The organism is Streptomyces sp. RPT161 (assembly GCF_027533845.1).
GTDB lineage: Bacteria > Actinomycetota > Actinomycetes > Streptomycetales > Streptomycetaceae > Streptantibioticus_A > Streptantibioticus_A silvisoli_A.
In genome coordinates this window covers 27,146-42,628 of sequence record NZ_JAPZVN010000030.1, presented here as the reverse complement: position 1 = coordinate 42,628, position 15,483 = coordinate 27,146, and the positions used below count along the sequence as shown (strand labels likewise).

Genomic DNA, 15,483 nt, shown 5'->3' with positions numbered 1-15,483 from the left:
GGCCGGCCCAAAACCGTTGAGGAAGAAGGAAGTTCACCCCATGACCACCACCGAGCCGCGCGGTCCCGTCGACTCCTCGCGCGTACCCCGTTACGCGGGCCCCGCCACCTTCGCCCGGCTGCCCCGGCTGGACGAGGTCGGCACCGCAGACGTGGCCGTCGTGGGCGTCCCGTTCGACGCCGGCGTCTCCTACCGGCCCGGCGCCCGCTTCGGCGGCAACGCGATCCGCGAGGCCTCCCGCCTGCTGCGCCCGTACAACCCGGCACAGGACGCCTCGCCTTTCGCCCTCGCCCAGGTCGCCGACGCCGGTGACATCGCGGCCAACCCGTTCAACATCAACGAGGCCGTGGACACCATCGAGGCCGCCGCCGACGACCTGCTGGGCACCGGCGCCCGGCTGATGACGCTGGGCGGCGACCACACCATCGCGCTGCCGCTGCTGCGCGCCGTGGCCCGCAAGCACGGGCCGGTCGCGCTGCTGCACTTCGACGCGCACCTGGACACCTGGGACACCTACTTCGGCGCCGAGTACACCCACGGCACCCCGTTCCGCCGGGCCGTCGAGGAGGGCATCCTCGACACCTCCGCCCTCTCGCACGTGGGCACCCGCGGCCCGCTTTACGGCAAGCAGGACCTGGACGACGACGAGAAGATGGGCTTCGGCATCGTCACCTCGGCCGACGTCATGCGGCGCGGCGTGGACGAGGTCGCCCAGCAGCTGCGCGAGCGCATCGGCGACCGCCCGCTGTACATCTCCATCGACATCGACGTCCTGGACCCGGCGCACGCCCCCGGCACCGGCACTCCCGAGGCGGGTGGGCTGACCTCGCGTGAGCTGCTGGAGATCCTGCGCGCACTGGCCGGCTGCCACCTGGTCTCCGCCGACGTGGTGGAGGTCGCCCCGGCCTACGACCACGCCGAGATCACCTCGGTGGCGGCCTCGCACACCGCGTACGAGCTGACCACGATCATGTCCCGGCAGATCGCGGCCGCTCGATGACCGTGCGCAACGGCGGCGACCTGGTCGTCGAGTCGCTCACCGCGCTCGGCGCCACGACCGTGTTCGGGCTGCCCGGACAGCACGCGCTGGGCGCCTTCGACGCCCTGCGCAGGTCCCAACTGGCGTACGTCGGGCTGCGGGTGGAGAACAACGCGGGCTTCGCCGCCGACGCCTTCGCCCGCGTCACCGGCACCGCCGCGCCGTTGCTGGTCTCCACCGGGCCCGGCGCCCTGATGACGCTGGCCGCGCTCCAGGAGTCGGCGGCCGCGTCGGCGCCCGTCGTGGCCATCGGCAGCCAGGTGCCGGTGGCCGGGCTCGGCGGCGGGCGCCATGGCTACCTGCACGAACTGGCCGACCAGAAGGCGTCGTTCCGCGACGTGGTGAAGTCCGTGCATCCGGTGCGCACCGCCTCGCAGATACCGTCGGCCATCGCCGCCGCCTGGGAGTCCGCGCTCACCGCGCCGTTCGGCCCGGTGTGGGTGGAGATCCCGCAGGACGTGCTGCTCGGCGCGGTGGACGTGCCGCCGGTCACGGCGCTGGAGGCGGCGCCTCGTCCGCTGCGCCCGCGACCTGAGCTGATCGCGGAGGCGGCGGCCCGGCTGTCGGCCGCCGAGCGGCCGGCGATCGTCGCGGGTGGCGGAGTCATCCGCTCCGGCGGTACGGCCGAACTCCTGGTGCTGGCCGAGAAGTTGGCCGCCCCGGTGGCCACCACCTTCGGCGGCAAGGGCGCGTTCCCCTGGGAACATCCGCTGTCCCTCCAGTCCTGGCTGGAGGACCGGCACACCACCGAGTTCCTGGCCGACGCCGACGTCCTGCTGGTGGTCGGCTCGGGCCTGGGCGAGCTGTCCTCGAACTACCACACGTTCCGGCCGCGCGGCCGGGTGATCCAGATCGAGGCGGACCTGGGCAAGCTGGAGTCCAACCATCCGGGACTGGGCATCCACTCCGACGCGGCGCTCGCACTGCGCGCGCTCGGCGAAGCCGTCGAGCGGCGCGACGATCCGGCCGCGCCGAAGGCCGCGGCCGAGCTGCTGGCGCGGGTCCGCGACCGGCTGGCCACCCAGGACCTGGACACCGAACAGGGCGTCGTGGCCGCGGTACGCCAGGCCCTGCCGCAGGACTCGCCCAGCTTCTGGGACATGACCATCCTCGCCTACTGGGCGTGGTCCGCCTGGCCGGGCCCGATGCACTCCGCCCAGGGCGCGGGCGGCCTCGGCTACGGCTTTCCGGCGGCCCTGGGCGCCGCCGCGGCGGACCGCGGCAGGCCCGTACTGGCCGTCTCCGGCGACGGCGGCGCCATGTACTCGATCGCCGAGCTGGCCACCGCCCGGCAGTACGACCTGCCGGTGACCTGGCTGATCGTGGACGACGGCGGTTATGGCATCCTGCGCGAGTACATGACCGACGCCTTCGGCGCGGCCACGGCCACCGAACTGTCCCGGCCCGACTTCGTCGCCCTCGCCGAGTCCTTCGGCGTCCCCGCGGTACGCACCACCACGGAACGCCTGGCGGCCGACCTCGGCGCGGCGCTGGCCACCCCCGGTCCGTCCGTGGTCGTCCTCCCGGCGGTACTGCGGATGTTCGCGCCGACGCATCTGGCACAGGACTGACCGCGGCGGACCAGGTCCGCCGTCCTACCCACGTCGGACCTTCGCCCGAGCATTTGTTGCCGCAGGATGAAATCCGCACGCCACGACGTTTGCAGTGACCGGTGGCGAAGCGGACTACGGAGGTTCCGGGTGGCGGCGAGGCGGCGCGGTGAGCGGGGTTGGTTGCGGCGGATATCCGCCGATTGCTGGCGGTACAGGCGCAACGTTCTGCTGGCGCTGGGGGCGTCGCTCGCCGGAATGGCCGTCATGGCGCTGGTTCCGCTGCTGCCCCGGCTGATCATCGACGACGTGATCGTCCGGCACACGCGCTCCATGGGGCCGTGGGCGGGCCTGATGGTGCTGTCCGCGGTCGCGGTCTACGTCTTCACCTTCATGCGCCGGTTCTACGGTGGACGGCTCGCCCTGGACGTCCAGCACGACCTGCGGACCGCCATGTTCCGGACGCTCTCCCGGCTGGACGGGGCCCGGCAGGACGAACTGGACACCGGGCAGGTCGTCGGACGGGCCACCAGCGACCTGCAGTTGATACAGGGGATGCTGTTCATGTTGCCGATGATGATCGGCAACGTGCTGTTGTTCGTGATGTCCCTGGTCGTGATGGCGGTGCTGTCCCCGCTGCTGACTGTCATCGCGCTCGCCGTCGCCCCGGCGCTGTGGTTCCTCGCCGACCGCAGCCGTACCCGGCTGTTCCCCGCCACCTGGTACGCGCAGGGGCAGGCCGCCGCGGTGGCGGGCGTCGTCGACGGGGCGGTCACCGGCGTCCGCGTGGTCAAGGGCTTCGGACAGGAGGAGCAGGAGGAGCGGAAGCTGCGCGGCGTCAGCCGCGCGCTGTTCGCCGCCCGGCTGCGCACCGTACGGCTCAACGCCCGCTACAACCCGGCGCTCCAGGCGGTGCCCGCGCTGGGGCAGGTCGCGATGCTCGCGCTGGGCGGCTGGATGGCGGTCAACCACCAGATCAGCCTGGGCACGTTCGTCGCCTTCTCCACCTACCTCGCCCAACTCACCGGCCCGGTACGGATGCTGACCGTCATGCTCACCGTCGGCCAGCAGGCCCGCGCGGGCGTGGAACGGGTTTACCAGCTGATCGACACAGAACCGCGCATCAAGGAGGCGCCGGGCGCGCACGCACTTCCCGCCGACGCGGACGCCAGTGTCGAGTTCGACAACGTGACCTTCGGCTACGATCCGGAGCGGCCGGTGCTGAAGGACTTCTCGCTGCGCATCGAGCCCGGTGAGACGGTCGCCGTGGTCGGCGCGTCCGGATCCGGCAAGTCCACCGTCTCGCTGCTGTTGCCGCGCTTCTACGACGTGACCGGCGGCGCGGTACGGGTGGGCGGCACCGATGTGCGGGAGCTGACCTTCGACTCGCTGCGCGCGGCCATCGGCCTGGTACCGGAGGACAGCTTCCTGTTCTCCGACTCGATCCGCGCCAACATCCTCTACGGCCACCCGGACGCCACCGAGGAGCAGTTGCTCGCCGCGACCCGTGCCGCCCAGGCGCACGAGTTCATCTCCGCACTGCCGGACGGCTACGACACCGTGGTCGGCGAGCAGGGGCTGACCCTCTCCGGCGGCCAGCGCCAGCGTGTCGCCCTGGCCCGCGCGGTGGTAACCGATCCGCGGCTGCTGCTGCTGGACGACGCCACGTCGGCCGTGGACGCCCGCGTGGAGGCGGAGATCCACGACGCCCTGCACGAGGTGATGCGCGGCCGCACCACGCTGCTGATCGCCCACCGGCGCTCCACCCTGGGGCTGGCCGACCGCATCGCGGTGCTGGACCACGGCCGGCTGGTCGACGTGGGCACGCATGAGGAGCTCCAGGAGCGCTGTGCGCTGTACCGCAGGCTGCTGACCGACCCCGACGAACTGGCGGCCGACGTCCGCACGCCCGACCCCGCGGGGGCGTCCGGGGCGCCGGAGGCGATGGACGGCCGGTCGGGTTTCACCGACGGTGAGGCGGCGGCCACCGGCCTGGCGCCCGCCCAGGCGGCCACCGGCCTGGCGCCCACCCAGGCGGCGCTCGCCGACGGCGCCCGCCGCGCCGTACGGCACGTGGTGGACGGCATCACCCCGGAGCTGTGGCGCAGGCCCAAGGACGACCAGAACCCGGCGGGAGGCACCCAGCCCACCGCGGTGGCCGCGGGACCCGGCATGGCGGGCGCGCTCGCCGGAATGCCCGCCACTCCCGAACTCCTGGAGCGGGTCGCGGCGTTGCCGCCCGCCAACGACACCCCCGACATCGACGAGCAGCGGGCCCGTCAGGCCGATCACGCCTTCGGGCTGCGCGCCCTGCTGCGTGGCTTCCGAATACCGCTGCTGGCCAGCCTGGCGCTGGTCGCCCTCGACGCGCTGGCCGGGCTGCTGCTGCCCATCCTGATCAGGCACGGCATCGACCAGGGTGTGGAGCGGCTCGCGCTGGGCGCCGTATGGGCCGCCTCCGGCCTCGCCCTCGTCATCGTCCTGGCGCAGTGGGCGGCGCAGATCGGCGAGACGCAGCTGACCGGCCGTACCGGCGAACGTGTCCTGTACTCGCTGCGGATCAAGATCTTCGCCCATCTGCAGCGGCTCGGACTCGACTACTACGAACGCGAGTTGACCGGTCGCGTGATGACCCGGATGACCACCGACGTCGACGCCCTCTCGACCTTCCTGCAGACCGGCCTGGTCACCGCGGTCGTCAGCCTGCTGACCTTCTTCGGCATACTCGTCGCCCTGCTCGCCCTCGACGTGCAACTGGCGCTCGTGGTCTTCGCCACGCTGCCCCCGCTGATCGCGGCGACGATCGTGTTCCGCCGCAAGTCGGTGAAGGCGTACGGCCTCGCCCGCGACAAGGTGGCCGTCGTCAACGCCGACCTACAAGAGCATGTGGCCGGGCTGCGGATCGTGCAGGCGTTCCGCGGCGAGCGGGCGGGCGCCCGGCGGTTCGCCGAACGCAGCGCGGAGTACCGGCAGGCGCGGGTGCGCGGTCAGTGGTACATCTCCGTCTACTTCCCGTTCGTGCAGCTGCTGTCCAGCGTGGCCGCCGCTCTGGTGCTGATCGTCGGCGCCTCCCGGGTCGACGACCACACGCTGACCGCCGGTGCGCTGGTCGCCTACCTGCTCTATATCGACCTGTTCTTCTCGCCCGTCCAGCAGCTGTCACAGGTCTTCGACGGCTACCAGCAGGCGTCGGTGTCGCTGGGGCGGATCCGCGAGCTGCTGCGGGAGCCGACCGCGACACCGCTCGCGGAGCGTCCGCGTCCGGTGCCCGAGGACGGGCTGCGCGGTGAAGTGGCCTTCGAGGAGGTGCACTTCGCCTATGGCGACGCGGAACCGGCCCTGTCCGGTGTGGAGTTGCGGATTCCGGCCGGTCAGACCGTGGCCTTCGTCGGCGAGACGGGCGCGGGAAAGTCGACACTGGTCAAACTCGTCGCCCGGTTCTACGACCCGACCAGCGGCACGGTACGGGTGGACGGTACCGATCTGCGCGAACTCGACCTGACCGGGTACCGGCGGCGGTTGGGCGTGGTTCCCCAGGAACCGTACCTGTTCGCCGGAACGGTACGGGACGCCATCGCCTATGGGCGGCCGGACGCGAGCGACGCCGAAGTGGAGGCGGCGGCACGGGCCGTCGGTGCGCACGACATGATCGCCGGGTTCACGGACGGCTATCTGCACCGGGTGGGCGAACGCGGTCGCAACCTCTCGGCCGGCCAGCGGCAACTACTGGCGCTGGCGCGGGCCGAACTCGTCGACCCCGACGTGCTGTTGCTCGACGAGGCGACCGCCGCCCTCGACCTGGCCACCGAGGCACTGGTCAACGCCGCCGCCGACCGACTGGCGGTACGGCGCACCACGCTGGTGGTGGCCCACCGGCTCACCACCGCCGCGCGTGCCGACCGGGTGGTGGTGCTGGACCACGGCCGGGTGGTCGAGGACGGCACCCATGCCGAACTGCTCGCCCAGGACGGCACGTACGCACAGCTGTGGCGCACCTTCGCGGGCACCGACGAACACGCGGTGGTGTAACGGGGGTCGCGCGCTGGGGCTCACAACTTCCGCGCGCAGCCCACCTTGTGGTGCTGTACGCCCACGTACAGCGAGGTGGCGGGCGGGCAGTCCGCGCGGGCGCTGACGATGGCGATCACCTTGTACCCGGGCGGATGCTTGCCCGTGCCGCTACAGGCGGTCTCCTCGGCCTCGTCGGGCCCCTCGGTGTACACGCAGTCGCCGACGATCGTGTTCGGGCCGCCGCCCATTCCGGGGTCGCCCGGGTGCGGCGGGCGCAGGTCGCGCAGACAGGCGTAGCCCTGTGCGTCGGGGGAGGCCGAGGCCTGGGCGGCGCTGGTGCCGCTGACGCTGAGGACGAAGTCGGTGGTGTCGGGACAGTCCGGGTTCGCCGCGGAGCCCGTGGCCCTGCGCACGGTCACCTTCGCCACCGCTGCCGGGTCGCCGCAGGAGACCTGGTGGAAGGAGCCCCCGGTGCCGACCCGGTCGTGCGCCGCACAGGTCCCGATGGCCAGGAAGGCCGTGGCGCTCGGTGAGCTGGAGGGGCTGCCGGACGGCGGGGTGTACGCATCGGCGCCGGTGAATCCCTGGCTGGGCGCACAACCGGCCAGCAGCAGTGCGAGCGGTAGCACCGGGCCGTAACGGCTGATCCGGTGCGGTGAATTCCGCATGGTTACCCCCACTCGCACGACTTCCCAGATATCGTCGCATCGACTCCTTTGCTGACGGGGTATCAGCAGGGTGGTCCACACCCGAACGTGTACGGGGTCACTGCCGTCGGGCTGACGCGAAGCAGCCTCTCTGCGCGGCACGAGCTCCCAAACCCGGAAGCGGCGACTTCGCCAACGCCCCGGTCAGGCCGACTCGTTCAGCAGCCGCCACAGATGGTGTCGAGCCCCGTCGAGCAGCCCCGGCAGCTCCGGCACCGCCGGGAACCAGCGCTTCTCATACTCCCAGCACAGCCAGCCGTCCCAGCCCTCCCGGCTGAGCACCTCCACGCACTCGGTCAACGGCAGCACACCCTGGCCGAGTGGCAGCGGTGTCCGATCCCCGGCCGAGGCGATGTCCTTTACCTGTACGTACCCCAGATGCGGCGCGAGCGCCGGATAGGAGGCGGAGGGCTGCTCGCCGCCCAGCCAGGTGTGCATCACGTCCCACAGCGCACCCACCGCACGGTGACCGACCAGCCCCAGGATCCGCCCCACATCGGCCGCGGTGCGGTGCGAGTCATGCGTCTCCACCAGGATCCGCACCTGCCGGTCCAGCGCGTACGGGGCTACGGCCGCCAGCCGCCGGGCCGCGACGGCGTCGGCGCCGGCCGGGGCGGACTCGCCCGCGCCGGGGAAGACCCGCACGTACGGTGCGCCGAGGTCGGCGGCGAGCGCCACATGGTCCCGCAGCTTGGTCAGCACCGGCTCGTCCTCGCCCGGCGCCGCCACCTTCACATAGGAGCCGATGCCCAGCACCTCCACCCCGGCGTCGATGAACTCCTGTCTGACTTCAGAGCGTTGGCTGGGGGCGAGCCCGGTGTGCACCGGCTCCTCGGTCGGGTGCGCGCGCAGTTCCACGCCGTGGAAGCGGTGGTCGGCGGCCAGCCGGGCCACCTGGGCCACCGGCATCCCTGGCACACCGAGGGTCGAGAATGCGATCTTCACCGGTCGGACCCTAGTGCGCGGTCACGGCCGTGTCACGGACGCGCGTCAGAGCACCAGCCGCCAGTCCTCGCCGACCAGGTCCTGGCCGAAGCTGCGGTGCGGCTTCTCGGCGACGAGTTCGAACCCCGCCCGCTGGTAGATCTTCCGCGCCGCGTGCAGTACGTCGTTGGTCCACAGCACCAGCTCCCGGTATCCGGCCTTCCGCGCGAACTCCACACACTCGCCCACCAGTCGGTCACCGATGCCGTGTCCGCGCGCGCTCGGCTCGACCAGCAGCAGCCGCAACCGGGCGGTCTGTGGCGCGCTGTCCTGGACGCAGAAGACGCACCCGACCGGCTCGCCCTCGAACTGGGCGATCCACGCGGCCTCCCGTGACGGATCGTGCTCCGCCGCGAAGTCCGCGACGATCCGGGCCACCAGCGCCTCGTACTCCCCGTTCCAGCCGAACTCCTCCGCGTAGACGGCCGCGTTGCGCTGGACCACCCAGCCCAGGTCCCCCGGCGCGGGGCGGCGCAGCGCGATGACGCCCAGCCGAGGATGCGTGAGGATGTCCGTCACGGCGCGCAACGCCTCGCCCAGCCGGTGCCGCTGGCTGTCGCCCAACCGGCCGACCAGGTCGGTCACCGCCTGCTGCGACCGCTCCTCCAGCAGCGCCGCCGCGGTGCGCCCGGTGTCGGTCAGCCGGGCCACCTGCACCCTGCGGTCCGCGGCGAGCGGCGCCCGCGTGACCAGTCCGGCCTTCTCCAACCGGGTGAGCACCCGGCTCAGATGCGCCGCCTCCGCCCGTACGGTGTGCCGCAGCCGGGGCACCGGCAGGTCGGCCGCGTGGTTCAGCTCGTACAGCACCCGCGCCTCGGTAAGCGAGTACGGCGTGCCCAGGCGGCCCTCGTAGTCGAGCGCGCCGATCAGACTGGTGTAGAAGCGGTTGAAGGCGCGTACCGCTTCTATCGTCGGGGCAAGTTGCGCGGTGTCGCTCATGCGGCTCCCCTCGGCGGGACTCAATGCTCGCGTAATCCTTGTCACCGACAAGGTTAGGTTCCGCTCCGCGGAACATCACCGGGTACGGGCACGTCGAGCCGCCGGTTCACCAGCCGTTCAGGACGCGGGCGGCGGGGCCGTGGACGCGCGGGTGACAAGTCGCGCGGTCACCACCGAGACACCGCCGGGCGGCGCGCTCTCCCGGCCCATCACCAGTCGCCCGGCCCGTGCCCCCGCCTCGTGCAGGGGGAGCCGCACGGTGGTCAGGGCGGGCGCCGCGTCAACGCTGAACGGCAGATCGTCGAAGCCCGCGACGGACACGTCCTGCGGGACGCGCAGACCCCGTTCGCGCAGTGCCGCGCAGACCCCGAGCGCCGCGGTGTCGTTGGCCGCGACGATGGCCGTCAACTCCGGTTCGGCGTCCAGGAGTTCGCGCGCCCCACGGTAACCGGCGGCACGGCCGAAGTCGCCGCCCACCGTGAGCCGCTCCGCGTCGGCGGCCAGGCCGTGGTCGGCCAGCGCGGCGCGGTGGCCCTCCAGCCGGTGCCGGGTGGTGCTGCGGTTCTCCGGGCCGGTGATGTAGCCGATGTGACGATGGCCGAGTTCGAGCAGATGCCCGGTGAGCCGCCGCGCGCCGCCCCGGTTGTCGAAGGCCAGGGTCGCGGCGTCACCGTCCAGCGGCAGCGGCGGCCGCCCGCACAGCACGACCCGGGTGCCGTCGGACGCCAGCCGGGCGAGCTTGGCGGTGACGGCCTGGGTGTGCTCGGTACCCTCCGCGGCGCCGCCGGTGACGATCACTCCGGCCGCCCGCTGCCGTTGCAGCAGCGTCAGATAGGTCAGTTCCGCCTCCGGGCAGCCCCCGGTGTTGCAGACGACGGCGAGCTTGCCGCCGCAGGTGCCCGTGCCGCCCCGCGACCCATGCGCTATCTCGGCCTGCGCGGCGCCCGCCATGATGCCGAAGAACGGGTCCGCGATGTCGTTGACCAGCACTCCGACCAGGTCGGAGGTGGCCGCGGCAAGCCCCCTGGCCTGTCCGTTGACCACGTACTCCAACTCCTCGACGGCACGCAGCACCCGGGCGCGGGTACTACCCGCCACGGGATAGTTGCCGTTGAGTACACGGGAGACGGTGGCTGAGGAGACCCCCGCCCGCGCCGCCACATCGGCCAAGGTCACGGTCATCGACGTTCCGCCTCCACCTGCGCCTCGGGAGGGCATGCCGCCCTTCGGCGCCATGGTCTCACCGCCCGCGACGGCGCACGGCCCGGCCCCTTGAAGGGGGTTGAGGCGGAACGGTAGGTTCGGCGCGCAGTAAGCGCTTGCTATGTGTGGGCTCCTGCTGGAGAGGACTTTCCCCGTGACGCGCAGGACAGTGCGGATCGCCATGAACGGTGTCACCGGACGCATGGGCTACCGCCAGCATCTCGTCCGCTCCATCCTGGCGATCCGTGAACAGGGCGGTCTGGAACTCGAAGGCGGCACCATACTGTGGCCGGAACCCGTCCTGGTCGGCCGCCGTGCGCACGCGCTGCGGGCCATCGCCGACCGGCACGGGCTGGAGCACTGGACCACGGACCTGGACACGGTGCTCGCCGACCCGTCGATCGAGATCTACTTCGACGCCCAGGTCACCGCCGCCCGCGCCACCGCTCTGCGCCGGGCCGTCGCCGCCGGCAAGCACCTGTACTGCGAGAAGCCGACCGCCGCCAGCCTCCAAGGCGCCCTGGACATCGCCCGCTTGGCACGAGACGCCGGGGTCAGGACCGGGGTCGTCCAGGACAAACTCTTCCTGCCCGGACTGCGCAAGCTCAAGCGGCTGGTCGACGGGGGCTTCTTCGGCCGGATCCTGTCGGTGCGCGGCGAGTTCGGCTACTGGGTGTTCGAGGGCGACTGGCAGCCCGCCCAGCGCCCGTCCTGGAACTACCGCGCCGAGGACGGCGGCGGAATCACCATGGACATGTTTCCGCACTGGGAGTACGTGCTGCATGAACTCTTCGGCCGTGTCACCACCGTTCAGGCACTGGCCGCGACCCACCTGCCGCAGCGCTGGGACGAGGACGGCAAGCCGTACGCCGCGACCGCCGACGACGCGGCGTACGGCGTCTTCCAACTGGCCGGCGGAGCGGTCGCGCAGATCAACTCCTCGTGGGCGGTGCGCGTCCACCGTGACGAACTCGTGGAGTTCCAGGTCGACGGTGAACACGGCTCCGCCGTAGCCGGCCTGCGCAACTGCCGGGTACAGCACCGCGCGGCCACCCCCAAGCCGGTGTGGAACCCCGACCTCCCCAGCACCGAGCCGTTCCGCCAGCAGTGGCACGAGGTCCCGGACAACGGCGAGTTCGACAACGCCTTCAAGGCGCAGTGGGAGCTGTTCCTGCGCCATGTGGTGCTTGACGAGCCATGGCGCTGGGACCTGCTCGCGGGCGCCCGTGGCGTCCAGCTCGCCGAACTCGGCCTGCGCTCCTCCGCCGAAGGCCGCCGCCTCGACGTGCCGGAGCTGTCCCTGTGATCAGGCTTCCGGACGAACACGGCCAGTTGCGCCCGCACGAACCCGGACGTGCTCCGTCCGCCGTGTATCCGCCCGGCCCCGCACCACGCGGCCGTACCGTCTTCGCCGCCGCACACGTCGTGGCCGACCCCTACCGCACCGCCGCGGACGCGCCCGCCGCCATCGACTGGGACGCCACCTTGGCCTTCCGCCGCCATCTGTGGCGCCACGGCCTGGCGGTGGCCGAGGCCATGGACACCGCACAGCGCGGCATGGGCCTGGACTGGCCGGCGGCGGCCGAGCTGATCCGCCGCTCCGCCGCCGAGGCACGCTCCATGGGCGGCCGGATCGCCGCGGGCGTCGGTACCGACCAACTCGCCACCCCCGTCACCTCGTTGGCGGCCGTGACAGCCGCCTATACCGAACAACTCGCAACCGCCGAGGAGTGCGGCGCGCAGCCGGTTGTGATGGCCTCCCGGGCGCTCGCCGCGCTGGCCCGCGGCCCCGAGGACTATCTGGAGACCTATGGGCGACTGCTGGGCCAGTGCGCGGAACCCGTGATCCTGCACTGGCTCGGCCCGATGTTCGACCCGCAGCTGACCGGATACTGGGGCGGCACCGACCTCGACGCGGCCACTGAGACCCTCCTGGCGCTGATCGCGGCACACCCCGGCAAGGTCGACGGCGTCAAGGTCTCCCTTCTCGACGCACACCGCGAGATCGAGCTGCGCCGCCGCCTACCGGACGGTGTGCGCTGCTACACCGGCGACGACTTCCACTACCCCGAACTGATCGAGGGCGACCAACTCGGCGTCAGCCACGCCCTGTTGGGTATCTTCGACCCGCTGGCACCGGTCGCGGCGGAGGCCGTACGTGCCCTCGACGAGAACGGCCCCCAACGGTTCCGGTCGCTGCTCGATCCGACCGTCGAGCTGTCCCGGCACCTGTTCGGCGCTCCCACCCGCTACTACAAGACGGGCGTGGTCTTCCTCGCCTGGCTCAGCGGCCACCAGTCGCACTTCACCATGGTCGGCGCACAGCAGTGCGCCCGCTCCCTGCCGCATCTGGCACGCGCCTACGAACTCGCCGACCGCCTCGGCCTGTTCCCCGATCCGGACCTCGCGGCCTTCCGTGTCACCTCCTTCCTCGCCGTACATGGAGTCTCCCAGTGACCACTGACAATCGGGTCGGTGCGCACCACCCGGCGGGTGCGGGGGACCTCGTCCGGCTGAGCATCAACCAGCAGACGGTCCGGCAGCTGTCCATCCCGCAACTGGTACGGGGCTGCCGCGCGTTGGGCATCCCCGGGGTCGGACTGTGGCGCTCCCCGGTCCAGGCGTTCGGCGTGGAACGTGCCGCCCAAGTAGTGCGGGACGCGGGCCTGACGGTCACCTCGCTGTGCCGGGGTGGCTTCTTCACGGCCTCGGATCCGGGGGAGTGGAATGCCGCGCTCGCCGACAACCGGGCGGCGGTCGACGAGGCGGCCACCTTGGGCAGCAGCACCCTGGTCCTGGTCAGCGGGGGCCTTCCGGCGGGCGCCAAGGACCTGGCCGCGGCCCGGGAACGGGTCGCCGAGGCCATCGACCGGCTCGCCCCGTACGCGGCGGAACGCGGGGTACGGCTGGCGATCGAGCCGCTGCACCCGATGTTCGCGTCCGACCGCTGTGTGGTCTCCACGCTCTCGCAGGCGCTGGACCTCGCGGAGCGCTTCCCCGCGGAGCAGGTGGGGGTGGTCGTGGACACGTACCACCTGTGGTGGGACGAGCGGGTGCCCGAACAACTCGTGCGGGCGGGACGCTCCGGACGCATCGCGGCCTTCCAACTCGCCGACTGGGTCACCCCGTTGCCCGAGGGGGCCCTGCTCGGCCGTGGCCAGCTAGGTGACGGCTGCGTCGATCTGCGCGGCTTCCGCGAGCGGGTGGACGCGGCGGGCTACGGCGGCCCGGTGGAGGTCGAGGTCTTCAACCCGCAGCTGTGGCAGCGCCCCGGCACGGAGGTGCTGGAGGAGGTCGCCGGACGTTATCGCGAGCATGTTCGGTAAGCGCGCGGGATTTCCCGGCGCCTCAAGGCCCCGCCGGAAAATGTTCGTCTCCGGGTGCAACCATCCGGCTACGTGCGGTGTCCTATACGTCGTCAGGTTCCCGAGGGGGGCTTCGGGGAGCCTGCGAGGGGGGAACACGAAGGGGTCCGGCCTCGGCCGGACCCCTTCGGTCATCAGCTGTGGGTCAGCCGGTGCGCAGCGCCGCGTAGACGATGAGGTTGTCCTCCGGGTGGCCGCTGGCGTCCAGCGCACCGTCACAGGTGACCAGTCGGAGCACCGGCTTCGGGTTGGGGCCGTAGACCTTGTCGGTGGGGAACGCGTTCTTGGCCACGCGTTCGGTGGCGGTCACCGTGAAGTGCCGGGTCTCGCCGTCGGCGGTACGGACCGCGATGTCCGCGCCCTTTTTGACCTTCTTCAGGTCGTGGAACACCGCCTTCCCGTACCGGGTGTCGTTGTGGCCGATGATCACCGCGGCGCCCTGCTCGCCGGGAACCGCGCTGCCGGTGTACCAACCGGCCGTCATGCCCTTGTCGGGCGGTGGGACCTCCACCGTCCGGTCCTTGTTCAGGCCCAGCCGCATCAGCGTGCTGTCCACCCCGATCGAGGGGACGGCCACCCGCGTCGGGGCGTTGGCGGGCGCGCTGCCCGCCGCGCTGGACGAAGGCACCGACGACACCGCGCCGGACCCGGATGAACAGGCGGCCAACGCCGCGAACAACAGGGCGGTGAGCAGCGCCAGCACGGCCGGTACGGGCAGCGAGCCGCAGCGCCCGGGTGCGGTACGGGACATGGTGAACTCCACTCGGGAAAGGGCGAGTTGACCGGTGTGCGGCCGGGGCGCCGCCAGTGGTCGGCGGCGGCCCGGTCCCGCGGTCCCCGGTCCGGCGCCGGGCTCAGCCCTCGTTGCTCTGCCGACGACGGACGACGACGTATCCGGCACCGCCGAGCGCGGCGGCAGCGGCCACCGAACCGGCGACCATGGCCGGGCTGGCGGCCGTGTCCGCCTTCATCTCCTCACCCGCGGCCACGCCGCCCTTCGGCAACTGCTTGGCGCCGCCCTGCTGCGCCGACTTGCCGTTGCTGGCGCCGTGGCCGGTGTTCTTCTCGGCCGCGTCGTTCTTCTTGGCGTCGCCGCCCTCCAGCCAGGAGGTCACGGTGCCGTCCTTGTGCAAGGTGACGTGCAGACCGTTGTGGTTGCCGTTCGGGCGGGCGGTGGTGAGGGTGCCGACGGTCTGGCCGTTGGCGGTGATCACAGCGGTGTAGCCGCCCTTGCCGTCCTTGGTCACCTTGGCCTTGCTGCCGTCCTTCAGGGTGTAGTAGCGCACCCAGGAGGCGTCCTTGCCCTGGTCCTCCTCCTCGACGGAGGTGACCGTGCCGTCCGCGTTCAAGGTGACCTTCATGCCGTTGTAGGTGCCGGTCGGCTTGGCGGTGGTCAGCGTGGCGGTGCCCTTGCCGCCCGCAAAGGTGATCTTCGCGACGTAGGCGCCCTTGGCGCCGGTGACGGTCACCGTGCTGCCGTCGATGAGGGTGTACTTGCGCAGTTCGGGGCTGGTGTCCTGCTTGCCGCCCGCCTCCTGGGCGGAGGCGTCGTTGGGCTTCTGTGACGCGGAGTCCGCGGCGAAGGCACCGGCGGCCGGTACGAGGACCGCGCCGGCCACCGCCGCGGTGGCGACGACGGCCCGCAGGGAGGTGCGAGAGGTGCGAAGGGACATGGGTATCTCCGT

At 72.0% G+C, this 15,483-nt stretch carries 12 protein-coding genes; 6 read left to right on the top strand and 6 right to left on the bottom strand.

Annotation, left to right across the window (positions count from 1 at the left end):
- The first annotated feature begins 40 nt into the window (after positions 1-40).
- From speB to O5O46_RS32700, 3 genes are all read left to right on the top strand, one after another.
- Positions 41-1,000 (top strand): agmatinase, encoded by a 960-nt coding sequence (speB, locus tag O5O46_RS32710; protein ID WP_269859285.1) that lies wholly within the window; start codon positions 41-43, stop codon positions 998-1,000.
- The gene (locus O5O46_RS32705) at positions 997-2,610 is read left to right on the top strand and encodes a thiamine pyrophosphate-binding protein (RefSeq protein WP_269859284.1); all 1,614 of its coding nucleotides are present in this window, start codon (positions 997-999) and stop codon (positions 2,608-2,610) included. Before speB ends, O5O46_RS32705 begins: the two co-directional genes overlap by 4 nt.
- Positions 2,611-2,739: 129 nt before the next feature.
- Positions 2,740-6,618, top strand: a complete 3,879-nt coding sequence (locus O5O46_RS32700) for an ABC transporter ATP-binding protein (protein ID WP_269859283.1) — start codon at positions 2,740-2,742, stop codon at positions 6,616-6,618.
- A 20-nt stretch (positions 6,619-6,638) separates the two neighbouring features.
- Here O5O46_RS32700 and O5O46_RS32695 read toward each other — a convergent pair whose 3' ends face one another.
- The 4 genes from O5O46_RS32695 to O5O46_RS32680 form a co-directional block, all read right to left on the bottom strand.
- Positions 6,639-7,268 carry a hypothetical protein gene (locus O5O46_RS32695; protein ID WP_269859282.1) on the bottom strand — a complete coding sequence of 210 codons (630 nt, stop codon included), beginning with the start codon at positions 7,266-7,268 and terminating at the stop codon, positions 6,639-6,641.
- A 183-nt stretch (positions 7,269-7,451) separates the two neighbouring features.
- Entirely contained in the window at positions 7,452-8,252 is an 801-nt protein-coding gene (locus O5O46_RS32690) for a sugar phosphate isomerase/epimerase family protein (protein WP_269859281.1), read from the bottom strand.
- Positions 8,253-8,297: 45 nt separating this feature from the next.
- Positions 8,298-9,230 (bottom strand): bifunctional helix-turn-helix transcriptional regulator/GNAT family N-acetyltransferase, encoded by a 933-nt coding sequence (locus O5O46_RS32685; protein WP_269859280.1) that lies wholly within the window; start codon positions 9,228-9,230, stop codon positions 8,298-8,300.
- Positions 9,231-9,347: 117 nt separating this feature from the next.
- The gene (locus O5O46_RS32680; protein WP_269859279.1) at positions 9,348-10,412 is read right to left on the bottom strand and encodes a LacI family DNA-binding transcriptional regulator; all 1,065 of its coding nucleotides are present in this window, start codon (positions 10,410-10,412) and stop codon (positions 9,348-9,350) included.
- 175 nt (positions 10,413-10,587) lie between these two features.
- On the opposite strand from O5O46_RS32680, the gene O5O46_RS32675 reads away from it, so the two are divergent.
- Genes O5O46_RS32675 through O5O46_RS32665 form a run of 3 tightly spaced genes read left to right on the top strand, consistent with a single transcriptional unit; the run spans position 10,588 to position 13,759 of the window.
- Positions 10,588-11,739, top strand: a complete 1,152-nt coding sequence (locus tag O5O46_RS32675; RefSeq protein WP_269859278.1) for a Gfo/Idh/MocA family protein — start codon at positions 10,588-10,590, stop codon at positions 11,737-11,739.
- Positions 11,736-12,890: a dihydrodipicolinate synthase family protein gene (locus tag O5O46_RS32670; RefSeq protein ID WP_269859277.1), complete on the top strand. Its 1,155-nt coding sequence runs from the start codon at positions 11,736-11,738 to the stop codon at positions 12,888-12,890. The genes O5O46_RS32675 and O5O46_RS32670 overlap by 4 nt, the downstream gene beginning before the upstream one ends.
- Complete coding sequence (locus O5O46_RS32665; protein ID WP_269859276.1) at positions 12,887-13,759, top strand: sugar phosphate isomerase/epimerase family protein; 873 nt, start codon at positions 12,887-12,889, stop codon at positions 13,757-13,759. Before O5O46_RS32670 ends, O5O46_RS32665 begins: the two co-directional genes overlap by 4 nt.
- Positions 13,760-13,943: 184 nt before the next feature.
- On the opposite strand, the gene O5O46_RS32660 is transcribed toward O5O46_RS32665, so the two are convergent.
- Together O5O46_RS32660 and O5O46_RS32655 are read right to left on the bottom strand one after the other, a co-directional pair.
- Positions 13,944-14,549, bottom strand: a complete 606-nt coding sequence (locus O5O46_RS32660) for a class F sortase (RefSeq protein WP_269859275.1) — start codon at positions 14,547-14,549, stop codon at positions 13,944-13,946.
- Between the two features lie 103 nt (positions 14,550-14,652).
- Positions 14,653-15,471 (bottom strand): hypothetical protein, encoded by an 819-nt coding sequence (locus O5O46_RS32655; RefSeq protein WP_269859274.1) that lies wholly within the window; start codon positions 15,469-15,471, stop codon positions 14,653-14,655.
- Positions 15,472-15,483 lie beyond the last annotated feature (12 nt).

What these genes read in the sequence shown, in the direction of transcription:
- O5O46_RS32685 (WP_269859280.1), bottom strand. Translation starts at nt 9,230, where the DNA reads ATGAGCGACACCGCGCAACTTGCCCCGACGATAGAAGCGGTACGCGCC.
- O5O46_RS32680 (WP_269859279.1), bottom strand. Translation starts at nt 10,412, where the DNA reads ATGACCGTGACCTTGGCCGATGTGGCGGCGCGGGCGGGGGTCTCCTCA.
- O5O46_RS32660 (WP_269859275.1), bottom strand. Translation starts at nt 14,549, where the DNA reads ATGTCCCGTACCGCACCCGGGCGCTGCGGCTCGCTGCCCGTACCGGCC.
- O5O46_RS32705 (WP_269859284.1), top strand. Translation starts at nt 997, where the DNA reads ATGACCGTGCGCAACGGCGGCGACCTGGTCGTCGAGTCGCTCACCGCG.
- speB (WP_269859285.1), top strand. Translation starts at nt 41, where the DNA reads ATGACCACCACCGAGCCGCGCGGTCCCGTCGACTCCTCGCGCGTACCC.
- O5O46_RS32695 (WP_269859282.1), bottom strand. Translation starts at nt 7,268, where the DNA reads ATGCGGAATTCACCGCACCGGATCAGCCGTTACGGCCCGGTGCTACCG.
- O5O46_RS32655 (WP_269859274.1), bottom strand. Translation starts at nt 15,471, where the DNA reads ATGTCCCTTCGCACCTCTCGCACCTCCCTGCGGGCCGTCGTCGCCACC.